12 protein-coding genes and 1 pseudogene are annotated in these 14,744 nt (G+C 76.1%); 6 read left to right on the top strand and 7 right to left on the bottom strand.

The annotated features are described in order from the left end of the window. Positions 1-73: 73 nt before the first annotated feature. The 3 genes and pseudogenes from ACIQCH_RS09955 to ACIQCH_RS09945 form a co-directional block, all read right to left on the bottom strand. Positions 74-1,438 (bottom strand): pyridoxal phosphate-dependent decarboxylase family protein, encoded by a 1,365-nt coding sequence (locus tag ACIQCH_RS09955; protein WP_402579874.1) that lies wholly within the window; start codon positions 1,436-1,438, stop codon positions 74-76. Positions 1,439-1,529: 91 nt separating this feature from the next. After that, the gene (locus ACIQCH_RS09950) at positions 1,530-2,954 is read right to left on the bottom strand and encodes an aspartate ammonia-lyase (RefSeq protein ID WP_402580181.1); all 1,425 of its coding nucleotides are present in this window, start codon (positions 2,952-2,954) and stop codon (positions 1,530-1,532) included. A gap of 93 nt (positions 2,955-3,047) precedes the next feature. After that, positions 3,048-4,121: pseudogene (locus ACIQCH_RS09945) on the bottom strand (asparaginase); the annotation flags it as partial. Positions 4,122-4,304: 183 nt separating this feature from the next. On the opposite strand from ACIQCH_RS09945, the gene ACIQCH_RS09940 reads away from it, so the two are divergent. After that, positions 4,305-4,760 (top strand): Lrp/AsnC family transcriptional regulator, encoded by a 456-nt coding sequence (locus ACIQCH_RS09940; protein ID WP_402579872.1) that lies wholly within the window; start codon positions 4,305-4,307, stop codon positions 4,758-4,760. A gap of 93 nt (positions 4,761-4,853) precedes the next feature. Here the strand turns inward: ACIQCH_RS09940 and ACIQCH_RS09935 are convergent, their stop codons facing one another. Continuing rightward, positions 4,854-5,582 carry a hypothetical protein gene (locus ACIQCH_RS09935; RefSeq protein ID WP_402579870.1) on the bottom strand — a complete coding sequence of 243 codons (729 nt, stop codon included), beginning with the start codon at positions 5,580-5,582 and terminating at the stop codon, positions 4,854-4,856. A gap of 151 nt (positions 5,583-5,733) precedes the next feature. Further along, positions 5,734-6,327 carry a hypothetical protein gene (locus ACIQCH_RS09930; RefSeq protein WP_402579868.1) on the bottom strand — a complete coding sequence of 198 codons (594 nt, stop codon included), beginning with the start codon at positions 6,325-6,327 and terminating at the stop codon, positions 5,734-5,736. Between the two features lie 378 nt (positions 6,328-6,705). Here ACIQCH_RS09930 and ACIQCH_RS09925 point away from each other — a divergent pair, with 378 nt between their 5' ends. After that, positions 6,706-8,586: a hypothetical protein gene (locus ACIQCH_RS09925; RefSeq protein ID WP_402579866.1), complete on the top strand. Its 1,881-nt coding sequence runs from the start codon at positions 6,706-6,708 to the stop codon at positions 8,584-8,586. A 31-nt stretch (positions 8,587-8,617) separates the two neighbouring features. Here ACIQCH_RS09925 and ACIQCH_RS09920 read toward each other — a convergent pair whose 3' ends face one another. Further along, positions 8,618-9,394, bottom strand: a complete 777-nt coding sequence (locus ACIQCH_RS09920; protein ID WP_402579864.1) for a maleylpyruvate isomerase family mycothiol-dependent enzyme — start codon at positions 9,392-9,394, stop codon at positions 8,618-8,620. A 158-nt stretch (positions 9,395-9,552) separates the two neighbouring features. On the opposite strand from ACIQCH_RS09920, the gene ACIQCH_RS09915 reads away from it, so the two are divergent. After that, positions 9,553-9,678, top strand: coding sequence for a hypothetical protein (locus ACIQCH_RS09915; protein WP_402579862.1), 126 nt, complete (start codon positions 9,553-9,555; stop codon positions 9,676-9,678). Positions 9,679-9,699: 21 nt separating this feature from the next. On the opposite strand, the gene ACIQCH_RS09910 is transcribed toward ACIQCH_RS09915, so the two are convergent. Next, a complete protein-coding gene (locus ACIQCH_RS09910) occupies positions 9,700-11,484 on the bottom strand; it encodes a serine/threonine-protein kinase (protein ID WP_402579860.1) in 1,785 nt (594 codons plus the stop codon). A gap of 254 nt (positions 11,485-11,738) precedes the next feature. Here ACIQCH_RS09910 and ACIQCH_RS09905 point away from each other — a divergent pair, with 254 nt between their 5' ends. The 3 genes from ACIQCH_RS09905 (at position 11,739) to ACIQCH_RS09895 (ending at position 14,569) form a co-directional block, all read left to right on the top strand. Beyond that, positions 11,739-12,458 (top strand): hypothetical protein, encoded by a 720-nt coding sequence (locus ACIQCH_RS09905; protein WP_402579858.1) that lies wholly within the window; start codon positions 11,739-11,741, stop codon positions 12,456-12,458. 73 nt (positions 12,459-12,531) lie between these two features. Further along, a complete protein-coding gene (locus tag ACIQCH_RS09900) occupies positions 12,532-13,338 on the top strand; it encodes a class I SAM-dependent methyltransferase (RefSeq protein ID WP_402579856.1) in 807 nt (268 codons plus the stop codon). A gap of 430 nt (positions 13,339-13,768) precedes the next feature. Continuing rightward, positions 13,769-14,569, top strand: coding sequence for an endonuclease I family protein (locus tag ACIQCH_RS09895; protein WP_402579854.1), 801 nt, complete (start codon positions 13,769-13,771; stop codon positions 14,567-14,569). Positions 14,570-14,744: the final 175 nt, after the last annotated feature.

Raw genomic sequence — 14,744 nt, 5'->3', positions numbered from 1 at the left:
CCCTCTCACCCGGCGCGGCCCCTCGGCGCGTCGTGTCCACCCCCGCCCGACCCACCGGGGTCGGCACGACCTGTCACAGGGCCGCGGCCCGCCGGACGGCGTCGAGCGTGCGGGCCACGTCCCCGTCGGTCGTGGACCAGTTGCTGACCGAGATCCGCAGGACGCGGCGGCCGTGCCAGGTGGATCCGCTGATCCAGGCCGTCCCGTCGTCGAGCAGCCGGGCCACCACCCGGTCCGTGGCCGCGTCGTCGCCGAAGGCCGCGCACACCTGCGTGAACACCACGTCGTTGAGGACGGTGGCGCCCTCGATCCCGGCGATGCCGGTGGCGAAGGTGCGGGCGTGCCGGCACAGCCGGTCGACCAGGCCGGCCACGCCGGAGCGGCCGAACGCCCTGAGCGCGGCCCAGACGGGGAAGGCCCGGCCCCGCCGGGAGAGCTCGGGGACCTTGTCGATCGGGTCGCCGTGCTCGTGGTGGATGAGGTAGTCGCCGCGCAGACCCACGGCGGCCCGGAGCGCGGCCGGATCCCGCACCACGGCCAGGCCGCAGTCGTAGGGGACGTTCAGGGTCTTGTGGGCGTCGGTCGCCCAGGAGTCGGCTTCCGCGCAGCCCGCGGTGAGGTGGGCGTACTCCGGCGAGGCGGCGGCCCACAGGCCGAAGGCGCCGTCCACGTGCACCCACGCGCCGGCCCCGCGGGCCGCGGAGATCGCCTCGGCGAAGGGGTCGAAGGCGCCGGAGTGGATGTCCCCCGCCTGCAGGACCACGATCGTGGGCCGGCCGTCGGCCGGCGCGAGGGCGGCGCGCAGGGCCTCGGACCGGATCCGGCCCTGGTCGTCCGCCGGCACGAGCTCGGGCAGGCCCAGGCCCAGGTAGCGCAGCGCCAGGTCGACGGCCATGTGCCGGTCGGCACCCGCCAGGACCCGTACGGCCGGGCCGCCGGTGAGCCCGTCGCGGGCGACGTCCCGGCCGGCCTGTCGCAGCACGGTGTCGCGCGCGGCGGCGAGGCAGGTGAAGTTGGCCATCGTGGCGCCGGTGGTGAACCCGACGGCGCTGCCGCCCGGCAGGCCGAGGAGGTCCAGGAGCCAGCTGCCGGCGATGTCCTCGACCGCCGCGTACGCGGGCGAGACGGCCCGCATGACGCTGTTCTGGTCCCAGGCGCTGACCAGCCAGTCCGCGGCCAGCGCGGCCGGTTCGGTGCCCCCGACCACGAACCCGTAGAAGCGGCCGCAGGGGAAGGCGGTGAGTCCCGGCTCGCAGGCCGTGGCCAGCAGGTCGACGACCTGGTCGGGCGCGGTGGGACCGTCGGGGAGGTCCGGGCCGAGGGCGCGCACGACCTCGTCGACCGCGGCGCGGGCCGGGACCTCGCGGTCGGACAGGCTCGCAAGCCAGCGGACGGCGTGTCGGTGCGCCTTCTGGAGCGCCGCCTCGCGGTCGTCCACACCTCGGACTATGGGACCGCCCCCGCCGCCCCGCAAGCCAGGGGCTCGCGCGGGCGCGGGGGCCGGGCCGCGTCCGGTCTTCCCGCCGGGCTCAGTTCGCGGAGCGGGCCGTCCCGCCGGTGAGGTGGTCGGGGTGCAGCAGCTCGGCCAGCCGGTCGGCGGGGAGGAGGCCCCGCTCCAGGACGAGCTCGGCGACGCCGCGGTTGCCGCGCAGGGCCTCCTGGGCCAGCGCGGTGGCGGCCGTGTAGCCGATGTGCGGGTTGAGCGCGGTGGCCAGGCCGATGGAGTTCTCTACGCCGGCACGGAGCACGTCGACGTTGGCGGTGATGCCGGTGACGCAGCGCTCGGCGAGCGTCAGGCAGGCCGCGCGCAGCGAGGCGATGCTCTTGGACAGGGCGTGCAGGATGACCGGCTCGAAGGCGTTGAGCTGGAGCTGCCCCGCCTCGGCGGCCATGGTGACGGTCATGTCGTTGCCGATGACCTCGAAGGCCACCTGGTTGACCACCTCGGGGATCACGGGGTTGACCTTGCCCGGCATGATGCTCGAACCGGCCTGCACCGGCGGGAGGTTGATCTCGCCGAGGCCGGCCCGCGGGCCGGAGGAGAGCAGGCGCAGGTCGTTGCAGGTCTTCGACAGCTTGACGGCGATGCGCTTGAGGACGCCGGACAGCTGGACGAAGGCGCCGCAGTCCTGGGTGGCCTCCACCAGGTTCGCGGCGGTGGCCAGCGGCAGCCCGGTGATCTCGGCCAGGGCGCCGCGGGCGGTCTCGGCGTACCCGGCGGGGGCGTTGAGGCCCGTGCCGATGGCGGTGGCGCCGAGGTTGATCTCGTGGAGCAGCGCGACGGCCTCGGCGAGGCGGGTGCGGTCCTCCTCCAGCATGACGGCGTACGTGGAGAACTCCTGGCCCAGGGTCATGGGCACGGCGTCCTGGAGCTGCGTCCGGCCCATCTTGACGACGTCGGAGAACTCCGCGGCCTTGGTGGCGAACGCGCCCTCCAGGACCGCCATGGCCTCGACGAGCCCGCGGGCGGCGGAGATCGTCGCCACCCGCAGGGCGGTGGGGTAGACGTCGTTGGTGGACTGGCTGAGGTTGACGTCCTCGTTGGGGTGCAGGTGGGCGTACTCGCCCTTGGCGTGGCCGAGGAGTTCGAGGGCGCGGTTGGCGACGACCTCGTTGGCGTTCATGTTGGTGGAGGTGCCGGCGCCGCCCTGGACGACGTCGACGACGAACTCCTCGTGCAGCGCGCCGGCCCGGATCTCGCGGCAGGCGGCGACGATGGCCCCGGCCTTCGGTTCGGGGAGCAGGCCGTGCCGCTCGTTGGCGACGGCGGCGGACTCCTTCACGGCGGCCAGGGCCTCGATCAGGTGCGGGTAGGCGGAGATCGGGATGCCGGTGATGGGGAAGTTCTCGGTGGCGCGCAGGGTGTGGATGCCCCAGTAGGCGTCCGCGGGGACGTCGCGGTCGCCGAGGAGGTCGTGCTCGCGGCGGGTGGCCAGAGCGGGGTCGGCGACGATGACGGTCCCGGCCGCGGGGGCGGTGCCGAGCGCGGGGTCGGCGTCGGCGGGCGCGGTCGCGGGGGCCGGCGTCGTCACGGTGGCCGGCGGGGTCGCGGTGGCGGCCGGGTCCTCGGGCGCCATCAGCAGCCGGGTCGCGAGGGCCGCGCGGCGCTCCGCGTCGGACGGCTCGGCGAGCAGGGCGGCGAGCAGCACGATCCGCGCCTGCCCGGCGCGCAGGGTGCCGGTCAGGTGGGCGCCGGCGGCCGCGAGGTCGACGGCGCCGCCGCCGGTGTACACGGCGGCGACCGGACCGGAGGGCACGCGGGTGGTGACGGCCACCGGCACGCCGGCGGCGACCGCGGCGGCCACGGCGTCGACGATCTCGGGGGTGGCGTTGCCCGCTCCGGTGCCGACCAGCACCAGGCCGCGGGCGCCGGCGGCGAGGGCCGCGCGCAGCAGCACCGGGTCGCCGTCGCTGTGGTGGGTCAGGACGTCCACCCGCGGCAGCGCGGCGGCCCCGTCCGCGGCCGCCGCCGGGGCGGTGTCGGAGGCGGTACGGGCCGCCGCCGGCAGGGCGAGCGGCGCGGGCCGGACCGGGCGGCGGCGGACGGCGACCCCGCCGAAACCGACCTTGCCGAGCGGCTCCCCCGAGGGGTCGGCGAACGCGTCGGCGGCCAGGGTCTGGACCTTCACGGTGCCGCGGGCCGCGTGGACGAGGCCGTCGAAGACCACGAGGACGCCGAGGTCCCGTACCGAGGCGGCCACCCGCAGCGCGTCGCACAGGTTGCCCGGGCCGTCGCCGTTGGCGGCGTCGAAGGGCAGCTGGGCGCCGGTGAGGACCACGGGGCGCGGGTCGTGGTGGTGGAGGTCGAGCAGCAGGGCCGTCTCCTCCAGCGTGTCGGTGCCGTGGGTGACGACGATGCCCGCGACGTCCGGGTCGGCGAGGGTCTCGTGGACCGTGCGCAGCAGCTCGAGCTGGTGTCGCGTGGTCATCCGGGAGCTGTTGACCCGGAACAGGTCGACGACCTCGACGGCGACGTCCTCGGGCAGGGCGGCCCCGGCCAGCACGTCGTCGCCGGAGGCGTCGGCGGCGTAGCCCGTGCCCTGCCAGCGGCTGGCGATGGTGCCGCCCGTCGATATGAGCACGATGCGGCGGGTGCGGGGGGCGGCGCTGGCGCGGGTCATGGGTGCCTGCCTCACGGGGCGTGGTGTCGTACGGGGGCGGGGCGGCGGGGGCGACCGGGCGCCCGGGAGGCGCGCGGTCGGCCGGGTACGCGGCCACCGGGGCGCAACGATAGGGCAGGAGCCGTGCAACGCGATTGCGAAGTTGGCGGCATCCTGACCGTTTCCGTCGCACATAATTGCGTCATGGACCGGATCGACCGCCACATCCTGCGCGAGCTCCAGAACGACGGCCGCCTGACGAACCTGGAGCTGGCCCAGCGCGTCGGCCTGAGCGCCTCCGCCTGCATGCGCCGGGTCCGCCAGCTGGAGCAGGACGGGGTGATCCAGGGCTACCGGGCGGTGGTCGACCCGGGGGCGGTCGGCCGCGGTTTCGAGGTGCTGGTGTCGATCGAGGTCCGGCGCGACCGGGAGACGGTCGAGGCCTTCGAGGCGGCGCTGCGGGACATCCCGGACGTGATCGAGGCCTACCGGTTGTTCGGCAGCCCGGGGTGCCTGCTGCGCATCGCCGTCGAGGACCTCGCCGCGTACGAGCAGCTGTGGATCGAGCGGCTCACGGCCCTGGCCGGGGTCACCGAGGTCAACTCGCAGATCATCATGAAACGGATCAAGGAGCCGAAGGGGCTGCCGATCGCGCGCTGAGCCGGGCGGACGGCGCCGGCGTCCCGGGGAGCACCCGGTGGACACCGGCCCCCCGCCCCCCGCCTCCCGGACGCCGACGCCGTCGCCGGCGGGTCAGAACAGCGCCGTGACGTCCTCGCCCCAGGCGGCGAGGGTGTCGAGGGCGCGCCAGCGGTGCGGGTGCTCGCCGTGGGCGAGGGTGAGGACCTGGGCGCGCACGGCGGGGATCCGCTCGGCCAGCGCCGGCAGCCGCAGCAGCGGCAGGACGGCGGCGAGGGCCGCCCCGCGGACCTCGGCCGTGTCCGCGGCGAGGAGCGGGTGCACGGCGTCGTAGAGCTCGGGGGCGAGGTCGAGGACGGCCTCCAGGTTCTCGGCGTCCCCGTAGGGCCGGTCACGCTGCGCGAGCGCCTCCGCGATCGAGTCCCCGAGCCAGTTCAACAGGCCCACCCGCAGCGGGAACGGGGCCTGCGGTCCGAGCCGGGCCTCCTCCACCGGATCGCGGTCGGTGACCAGCGCCCGGGTGCGCGGGTCCCGCAGGACCGCGGCCACGAACCGGGTGGCCGGCGCGTTCGCGGTGTAGAACACCTGCTGCCGGGAGAGGGCCTCGAACACGCTCCGGAGGGCGTGGCCCTGCTCGCGCGGGTCGTCGTCCAGCAGTCCGCGGAGGATCACCGGCATCTCCGGCGCCACGTCCGGGCAGCAGTGGTCCACCGCGTGCCAGTCGGTGCGCAGCAGCAGGTCGTCGACGTCCACCCGGACGTCGAGCGGGCAGGTCCCACCCGCCGCTCCGGTGTCCGTGCCCCGGGTGTGGTCGTCGCCGCGCTGGTCACTCGTCGTATCCATCGGGTCAGTGTGGCAGCCGCCGCTGACAGCGGGTGCGGCCATGTCGGCTGCCGGCGGCCCCCGCTGTCCGACCGTCAGGCGCCGTGGGCCGCCGTCGCCGGCCGGCCTTCCGGTGCCGTCACCCGTCGCCGGCCGACCGCCGACCAGGGCTTCAGAACGTGTCGTAGCGCAGCAGGAGGCCGAAGGCCTCGGACGGCGTGGTGCCGAGCGCGGCGGCCACCGACTCCGTCGAGGCGCCGCTGTCGTGGACCGCCTCGGCCGCCTCGTCCGCCGCCTCCGCGATGATCCGCCGCAGGATCCCGACCGCCCGCAGCGCGGCCAGCGGGGCGTCCGCCACGACGTCCCCGAGCTCGTCGGAGAGGTCGAGGAGGAGTCCGGCCAGCGGCTCGGGCAAGGGCACCACCGTCTCGCGGACGACCGAGAGGTGGGCGTTCCAGTCCGCCAACGGACCCGACAGGTCGACGCGGTGTTCCTCCGGCGGCCCGTCGCCCAGGGCCCGCCGGTCCAGGGGGTACTCCGCGGCCCCGCGCCAGCCGCACGCGCAGGCCGCCCGCAGGGCACGGGCCCTGGGGCTGCCGTGCTGTCCGTCGTACGCCGTCCAGTGCGTCGTCGGGTACCCCTCCGGACCGCTGCCGGCGTCGACGTACACGGGGTCGGGTTCGGTGCCGTCGGCGAGCAGGACCCCCGCCGTCCCGGCGTGCGCGTCGCCGAACTCCACCGTCGTCCAGTCCCATTCCTGCACCACCGTGCCGCCCCTCTCGCCTCCGCGCGGGCCCCCGGGCCCCCCGCAGCAAGACTGCCCCGCCGGGGCCCCGCTCGCACCGGCGCGGGCCCGACGTGCGGGCCGGTGGGGTGGGATCCCGCCACGGTGCCGTCCGGGGTCGTGAAGCGGGCCGGACAACGGGGTCGAACCCCTGGTCGGACCTGGTCGGGCTGTTGGCCGGACGACTGTTCGAACCCTCTTCGCGGGCCTCGGGCCGGTGGCCGGGGCGGCGGGGCGGCCAGCGACGGAAAGCACCGTTCCGGTCCGGTTCGGCCCTCCCACCAGCGGGCATGGGGTGGGGAGTTCCCCGTGTGCGGCCGCGGATCCCGCTGCCCGCACCCGAGTTGGAAGGGCTCGCCGATGACCGCTGCGACGAGCGTGCTCCCCGCCGCACTGGCGCTGGCACTGCTGGCCTCCGTCCCGCTGACCGCCACGGCCGATCCCCCCTACGACGGGCAACCACGGCACGGGAGCGCCCTGTTCGGCGTACGCGCCCCCGGCCGTGCCGCCGCCCAGGAGTTCACCACCGCGGGCGGGCGCGTCACGCGGGTCAGCGTGTACCTGGGCAGCGGGGCCGCGACCGGGCGGCTGCGGGCCGAGATCCGCCGGACCAGGGACGACGCCTCGTCGGCCGTGGCGTCCGCGAGCGTCGACCTGGCGGCGCTGGGCGGGGCGGGCGCGGGCTGGGTCGAGTTCCCCGTACGCGCCGACCTCGTGCCCGGCCGGACGTACCACCTCCACCTGCAGGCGGTCACCCGCGCCCCCGGTCCCGTGGCGTGGTACGGCACACCCGGACCGGTGCGGGGCTCGCTGACCAGCTGGAACTACGACGAGCCGTACTGGGGCGGCTGGCATCCGTACACCTCCCGGCTCGCCTTCCACGTGAACCCCGCCGGTGGCGAGCGGTGCGGCGAGACGGAGCCCTGCTACGTTCCGGCCGCCGCGCTCGCCGCGCGCACCGCCGGGCTCCTGACCGACGGGAAGGCCGTCGAAGCGGTGGCGCCGTCCTTCGCGGTGGGCGCCGCGTACGTCGAGGGGAGCAGCGTGCTGCGGCTGCCGTCGGGACGGTGGCGCCACCTGCGCGCGGGCGCCGCCGCCTCGTCCGTGGTGCCGGCCGACGACCCCGGCGCCCGGGCCGCGATCGCGGAGAGCCGGCGCTGGTCGGCCGCCGGCCGGGTGCCGGGGGCCACCGCGGAGCAGCGGGCGGCGGTGCGACGCGCGCTGCTGTCGATGCGGGCGCTGCTGCGGCCGAACGGCGCGTTCGCCGCCGCCTGGGCGCCGGCCTGGGCGTACTCGTGGCCCCGGGACGGTGCCTTCGCGGCTGCGGCCTTCGCGGCGACGGGCCACGACGAGGAGGCGTACCGGATCCTGCGGTACGACGCCCGCACCCAGCGGGCTGACGGCACCTGGGACGCCCGGACCCGGCTGGACGGCAACGGGCCCCCGGACGGCCGGACGTGGCAGCTGGACGCCAACGGGTGGGTGCCGTGGGCGACCTGGCAGTGGTACCGGTACGCGGCGCCGGACCGGCGGGACGACCGGCTGCGCGCGCTGTACCCGATGGTGCGGGCGGCTGCCGACCGCACCGCCCGCACGCTGGGGCCGGACGGGCTGCCGCCGGCCTCCCCCGACTACTGGGAACTGGACGCCGACGCCCCCACCATCGGGACCGCGGCGCCGCTGCTCGCGGGGCTGAACGCGGCGGCCGACCTGGCCGTCCGGCTGGGCCGGGAGGCGGACGGGGAGCGCTGGGCCGCCGCGGCGCGGCGGCTGTCACGGGGCATCGCCGGTTCCTTCGCGCCGCGCGGCTATCCGCGGACGGCGGACGGGCGGCACGGCCGGGACAGTGCGGCGGCCTTCATGGCGCCGCCGTTCAACGCGGCGCCCGCGGGGCTGCGGGGCGCGCTGGACTCCACGTACCGGGCACTGGTGCTGCCGAACGGCGGGCTCTCGCCGGGCGACGATCCGGGGCACGACTGGGGCCCGTACGCCTGGACCGCCAGCACGTCCTTCTTCGCGGTGGCGTGGGCGCACCTGGGCGACGGGGCGAAGGCGGACCGGGTGCTGCGGTGGGTGCTGTCCCACCGCAACGGGCTCGGCGAACTGCCCGAGACCGTGAACGGCTCCGGGCGGCCCTCTTCGGTGGCCCCGCTGGGCTGGACCGACGCCCTGGTGGTCCTCGCCGCGAGCGCCCGCGAGGGACGCCCGCTGCCGACGCCGCCGCTGCCGTCCGCTTCGTGAGGGGACCGCGGGCCCGCTGCCGCGGGGCCGTTCAGAACTCGGAGTTGGCGAACCAGAGGTCGAGGAGGCCGGCGTCCCCGCCGGTGGTGACCGTGTCGGCGCCGCGGTCGAGGCGGCCGTAGAGGAGCAGGAGCAGGTCCCCGGCGGTGGCCGCCCGTACGGTCGCGTCGGCGGCCCGGGTGGAGTCGCCGACCGGGCCGAACCCGTCGGGGCGCAGCTCCACCAGCCACGCGCCGCCGGGGGCGCCGGGAGCGCCGTACGAGAACCCGATGGTCCGACCGGGGCCGCGCAGGTGGGCCACCTTCGGTGCGAAGGGCGTGGCGAAGGGCAGGTTGACCAGGAACTCGTCGACGCCGTCGTGGGCCAGGGCGGGATCCAGCGCGGAGGGCAGACCCACCGCCCGCTCCGCGTCGACGCGGTGCAGCAGCGTCTCGAAGCACATCCGGCGCGCCCAGAACCGGGCGTGGCCGTCGGCGCCCCACACCCACATGGGCTCGTCCGGGCCGGTCGCGGCGAAGGCCTCGGCCGCCACCTCCGCGCCGGCCGCCAGCCACTCGGCGTACCCGCTCTCCTCCGCGGGCAGCCGCAGGTCCACGTCACGGCTGGTCGGCCGCTCCTGCACGCGCCGGGTCAGCAGCACGGAGAACCACCGCTGGACGGCCCCGACGTGCCGGGTCAGGTCCAGCAGCGTCCACCCCGGGCAGTCCGGCACGGCCGCGGCGAGGTCGGCCCCCTCGATGACGTCCGCGAAGCGGCGGGTCTCCGCCGCCACGGCGGCGCGGTGGTCGGGCTGACCGACGGTGTCCATGCTGTGCACCCTTCCTCGTGGAACGCCTCCCCTTTCTACCCCAGCACCCGGCGGGCCCCGCCCGGGGGGTGAGCTGCCCCGCGCGGGGACGCGCGACCGCGCGTCCCCCTGGAAGGGCCCGTCCCGGCGGCATCCAGCGGCCCCACGAACCGGAGCTGATGAGGGAGGCGGCCGGCAGCCTGAGCATCCACGGGCCCGACTGGGACGACATCGCCGCCGGTCTCGAACGGCGGGCCGACGGCCTGGACGCCGCGGCCCTCGTCCGGCCGGATCGCACGACGTGAGCCGGGGCGGGTCCGGTCCGCTCAGCGGCGGCGGGTGAGGGCGGCGGGGGCGCCAGCCGACTGGGCCCCTTCCGACTCGAGCGTGATGCGGTCCGTGCCGGCCATGGTCACGACGTACTGGTTCCCCTGCGGGCAGGTCAGGAGCGGCGAGCGGTCGGTGGGGTGGCTCGTGACGGCGGTGAGGACGGCGGTGCGGTCGTTGATCTGGACCAGTTTGAGGGCTTCGGTGCATCCCAGGTTCCGGCCCGTGCCGATCTCGCGGAGGTCGCTGACCTGACTGCCCACCAGCTCGCCCACCGCGCCGGTGCGGAAGGTGACGGTGACCTTGAAGTCCTGCGTCCTGGCCCGGGAGATGCCGTCGGCGTCGGGCGTCCCGGGCCCCACTCCGGTCCAGGTGCCGATCCAGGACGCGGGGAGGGACTTCGCGGCGGCCGTCGCCGGGGTGGTGGCGGGGGCGGTCGTCGGCGAGTGCGCGGCGGTGGGGGGCGCGGCCTTGTCGCCCCGGTCGTCGCCACCCGGGTCGTCGGCGTTCCCCGTGTACCGGATCAGCAGGGTGACGGCGGTGGCGAGGACGGCCACGCCGACGGCCGCGGTGATCGCCCTGGACCGGCGGCCGGCTCCGTGCGCGGCGGCCCCGACGGGCGCGGTCCCGGCCGGCGCGGTCCCGGCCGGCGTGCTTCCGGCCGGCGTGCTTCCGTACGGGCCGGACGCCGGCGGGGCTCCGTACGGGCCGCCCGGGGGCGGGGTCCCGTACGGGTTCGGCGCGGGCGGAGCCGCGCCGTAGGGCGTGGGCGTGGCCGGGACCGCTCCGTAGGGCGTGGGCGTCGACGGGGCGGCGCTGCCGGCCGGGGCGTACGGGCCGGGGGCGGGTGGCGTCGTCGTGGCGGCCGGGGGCTGCGGGTCGGTGGCGGCGAGGCGGGTGCGGAGGTCCGCCTCCCGGCGGGCGGTCTCCGCGAGCAGGGCCGCGGGCGCCGCGCCCGCCCAGTCCGGCCCGTCGGCGGTGAGCCGGGCCCGGACCTCCTCGGCGGTCGGGCGCAGCTCGGGGTCCTTGGCGAGGCAGTCCGCGACCAGGGGCGCGAGCGATCCGGGCACGCCGTCGAGGACGGGCTCGTCGTGGACGATCCGGTAGAGGAGGGCCGGCAGACCCGGCTCCTCCCCGGGGCCCAGGAACGGGCCCCGGCCGGTCGCCGCGTACACGAGCACCGCGGCCAGCGAGAACACGTCGGCCGGTGCCCCCGCGACGGCGCCGGTCGCCTGTTCGGGGGCGAGGTAGCCCGGGGTGCCGATGACGGTGCCCGTCCGGGTGCGGCGCGCGTCGCGGACGGCGCGGGCGATGCCGAAGTCGATGAGGAAGGGCCGTTCGGGGCCCAGCAGGACGTTGGCCGGCTTGATGTCGCGGTGCACCACGCCGACCCCGTCGACGGCCACGAGGGCGGCCGCCAGCTCGAAGGCCAGGCGGTGCAGGGCCGGCTCGGGCAGCGGTCCGTCCCGGCGCACCCAGTCGGCCAGCGAGGGTGCGGCGACGTACTCGGTGGCCAGCCACTGGGGGGTCGCGCCGGGCGGGCTGAAGTCCACCACGGAGACCGTCCACGGGGAACGCACCCGGTCGTTGGTGGTGATCTCCCGTGCGAAGCGCTCGGCGAACCCGGGTTCCAGGCTCAGCTCGCGGTGCACGGTCTTGAGGGCCAGTGGACGACCGGACGTGGTCCGGGCCAGGAACACCTCCCCCATCCCGCCCTCGCCGAGCCGTGCCAGCAGGCGGTACCCGCCGATGTCGGTCGGGTCACCGGGCCGCAGAGACTCCACCGACCGCCCCCTGTCCTCGTGTTCGCGCCCGCGTCGTACGGGGCCCCCTGCGGTCACCCTAAGGGACGCGGGCGCCGTGACGGCGGTGTGTGGAGGGCGGCTGGAGGGGCGGTTGGAGGGGCGGTTGGAGGGGCGGTTCGGTCCCGGCGCGGGGCGGACGGGGTCCCGGTATTTCCGCGCCGCGCCGGGAGCCCCCTGGACTAGGGTGAGCGCCGGCCCGTGACCAGGGCCCTTTCCAACGGGGGACGATCTGCGTGGACGCCATAGTGTTCAACCTGACCACGGCGGCACTGATGGTGCTGACCTTCAGGGCCGGGGTGCACCTGATCGGCGAGGACACGGTACGGCGGCGTCCGGTGCCCTGGGTGGCGGTCGGTCTGACCGTGGTGGCCGTCGGGGCGGTCGTGGTCCAGCTGTGCTGGGCCGGGGCGATGGACGCGATGGACGCCGATCCGCGCAGGAGCGGCTGGTGGCGTGTGGTGACGGCCGTGTTCATGCAGAACGGCGGACTGTTCGGGGCGCTGTGGAACATCATCACGCTCGCCGTGGTCGGGGCGCTGGCGGAGTGGTTCTGGGGCGGCCCGGTGGCGGTGGCCCTGTTCGCCGCGGGCGTCCTGCTGCCGCAGCGGATCGACGCGCTGTTCGGTGAGACCGCGCCCACGACCGATCCGCGGAACTTCGCGGGCAGTTCGGGTGCGACGTACTTCCTGGGCGCGACCCTCGCGGCGGCGTTGCTGCTGACCGCGACGGGGACGAGGTTCCGGCTGCTGGCGGTCGCGGTCCCGGCCGCGGGCCTGGCGCTGTGGGTGGCCCAGGACAACGGGCACGGCCTGGTGGCGTGCTACGGCTTCGTCCTGGGCGCCGCCGCCCTGCCGTTGGCCCGCCGCCTGCCGCGGCCGCCGGCCCCGGAGGCCGCGTACGCCTCCTCCGAGCGGGTGGCACGGGCCCGCGACCACGCCTCCCGGAGCCGGTGACGGCGTTGTGCCGGGTGGGTAGTTGACCCGCGGGCCGGGGTGGTCCGGGCCCGGTACGAGGGAGGAGGCCGCGATGGGCGGCGAAGAGGCGAACGACGGGACCGGCGGCGGCACGGGTGTCGGCGGCTGGGACTCGGTGGGACCGGAGGCGAGCGGGCGGCCGGACGGCGGACCGGCGAACGGTGGCACGGCGGGCGGTGGCACGGCGGGCGGTGGCACGGCGGCGGAGCCGCCGGCGACGGTGTCGGCGGCCGAGCTGTTCGACGGGCTGGGCATCGCGTACGAGCAGGCCTTCGGCGAGCTCCCGGGCCAGCTGGCGGCGGTCGACTGGCTGACGGCACGGCTGGGTGCGGGTGCCCGGGTGCTGGACGTCGGCAGCGGCACCGGGCGGCCGGTGGCCGACCTGCTGGCCCGGGCCGGCTGCGAGGTGACCGGCATCGACGTGTCGGGCGAGATGGTCGGGCTGGCCCGCGAGCAGGTACCGGGGGCCCGGTTCGAGCAGTGCGACGTGCGGGAGTTCAGCGCGGCGGACGGGAGCTTCGACGCGGTCTGCGCGTTCTTCCCGCTGCTGATGATGAGCCGGGCGGAGGCGGCGGCCTCGCTGGAGCGGATGGCGGGCTGGCTGGCGCCGGGCGGATACCTGGTGACGGCCACGGTGCCGGCCGACGTCGAGGACGTGGTGATCGAGTGGATGGGGCGCCCGGTGCGGGTGTCCAGCTTCGCCCCCGAGGAGTTCGTGCGCCGGCTGCGCGAGGACTGCGGGCTCGACGTGCTCCACCAGGAGGTGTCGGTGTTCCATCCCAAGGGCGCGGCCGACGAGGAGCACCTCTTCTGTTACGCCCGCCGCCCGGTCTCCTCCCCGCCGGCCCGCGACGCCTGACCCCGGCGCCCTCCCGCGAGGAGGGAACGGGTCTCGCGCACCCACGCGCCGAGCGCCTCGTGGTCGACGCCCGTCAACCCCTGCCGGGCGTCGACCCGGTACGGCAGCGCGGGCCCCCGGTGGCGTGCCCGGACCCACTCCCGGTCGGCCCCGCCGATCTCGTCGCCGCCCCGGACGCATGCCAACCCCCTGATCGGAATGGCCCGTTCCGGCGATGCGGGCAGGAGCTGTCGGCCCCGGGGGCCGGAATTCGCCCCCGGATGCGGCATTTCGGTCTACGCGCGTCACCGTTCCTGCAGATTCCCGTCATGCACATGTCGCAATTTCGTGGCTCGGATGACACGATGTGGCCGGATTCTCTCCCCAGAGCATGACGCGCCGCCAAATCCTGCGGTGGCGCGATGCGTTGCCGAAAGGTTTCCCCCACGTGATGACTTCCCTGCGCAAGGTCCGTCGCGGCCGCTGGGCCGCCGCCGGTGCCGCCGTGGCCGCGGTCGCGCTCATGCTGCCGACGGGCTCCGCGGCCTCCGCGGCCTCCACCGCGGCACCGTACGACTCGTACTACGCGGCCGCCGAGGGCAAGACCGGCACCGCGCTCAAGTCCGCGCTGCACGGCATCATCAAGACGCAGTCCAAGATCTCGTACAGCGCCGTCTGGGACGCCCTGAAGAACACGGACCAGGACCCCAACAACACGAACAACGTGATCCTGGTCTACTCCGGCCGCTCGCAGTCGAAGTCCACGAACGGCGGCGGCGTCAACGACTGGAACCGCGAGCACGTCTGGGCCCAGAGCCACGGCGACTTCGGCACGTCGGCCGGCCCCGGCACCGACCTGCACCACATACGTCCCGAGGACGTCACGGTCAACAGCACCCGTGGCAACAAGGACTTCGACATGGGCGGCAGCGCGGTCGGCGAGGCCCCGGGCAGCCGCACGGACTCCGACTCCTGGGAGCCGCGCGACGCCGTCAAGGGCGACGTGGCCCGCATGATCTTCTACATGGCCGTCCGCTACGAGGGCGAGGACGGCTACCCGAACCTGGAGGTCAACGACTCCATCAACGGTTCGGTCCCGCTGCACGGCCGCCTCAGCGTCCTGAAGCAGTGGAACGAGCTGGACCCGCCGGACGCCTTCGAGCAGCGCCGCAACCAGGTCATCTTCGACACCTACCAGCACAACCGGAACCCGTTCATCGACCACCCGGAGTGGGTCGAGGCGATCTGGTAGTCGCACGGGCCGGCGGACCGCCGGACCAGGTACGACCCGAGGCGCCGGGGCCGGGGGCGGGGCACCCCCCCCCCCCCCCGCGCGCCCCCCCCGCCCCCCCCCCCGTCCCCCCCCCCGCCCCCCCGGGCCCCCCCCCGGCCGCCCATTTTTATCGGGCCCCCAAGAGTTGACCACC

The organism is Streptomyces sp. NPDC093225 (genome assembly GCF_044753805.1).
Lineage (GTDB): Bacteria > Actinomycetota > Actinomycetes > Streptomycetales > Streptomycetaceae > Streptomyces.
This window is presented reverse-complemented; position numbering and strand designations above follow the sequence as displayed.

Coding starts and splice junctions, on each gene's coding strand:
- ACIQCH_RS09920 (WP_402579864.1), bottom strand. CDS start 9,394: ATGGACACCGTCGGTCAGCCCGACCACCGCGCCGCCGTGGCGGCGGAG.
- ACIQCH_RS09925 (WP_402579866.1), top strand. CDS start 6,706: ATGACCGCTGCGACGAGCGTGCTCCCCGCCGCACTGGCGCTGGCACTG.
- ACIQCH_RS09935 (WP_402579870.1), bottom strand. CDS start 5,582: ATGGATACGACGAGTGACCAGCGCGGCGACGACCACACCCGGGGCACG.
- ACIQCH_RS09895 (WP_402579854.1), top strand. CDS start 13,769: ATGACTTCCCTGCGCAAGGTCCGTCGCGGCCGCTGGGCCGCCGCCGGT.
- ACIQCH_RS09900 (WP_402579856.1), top strand. CDS start 12,532: ATGGGCGGCGAAGAGGCGAACGACGGGACCGGCGGCGGCACGGGTGTC.
- ACIQCH_RS09940 (WP_402579872.1), top strand. CDS start 4,305: ATGGACCGGATCGACCGCCACATCCTGCGCGAGCTCCAGAACGACGGC.
- ACIQCH_RS09915 (WP_402579862.1), top strand. CDS start 9,553: ATGAGGGAGGCGGCCGGCAGCCTGAGCATCCACGGGCCCGACTGGGAC.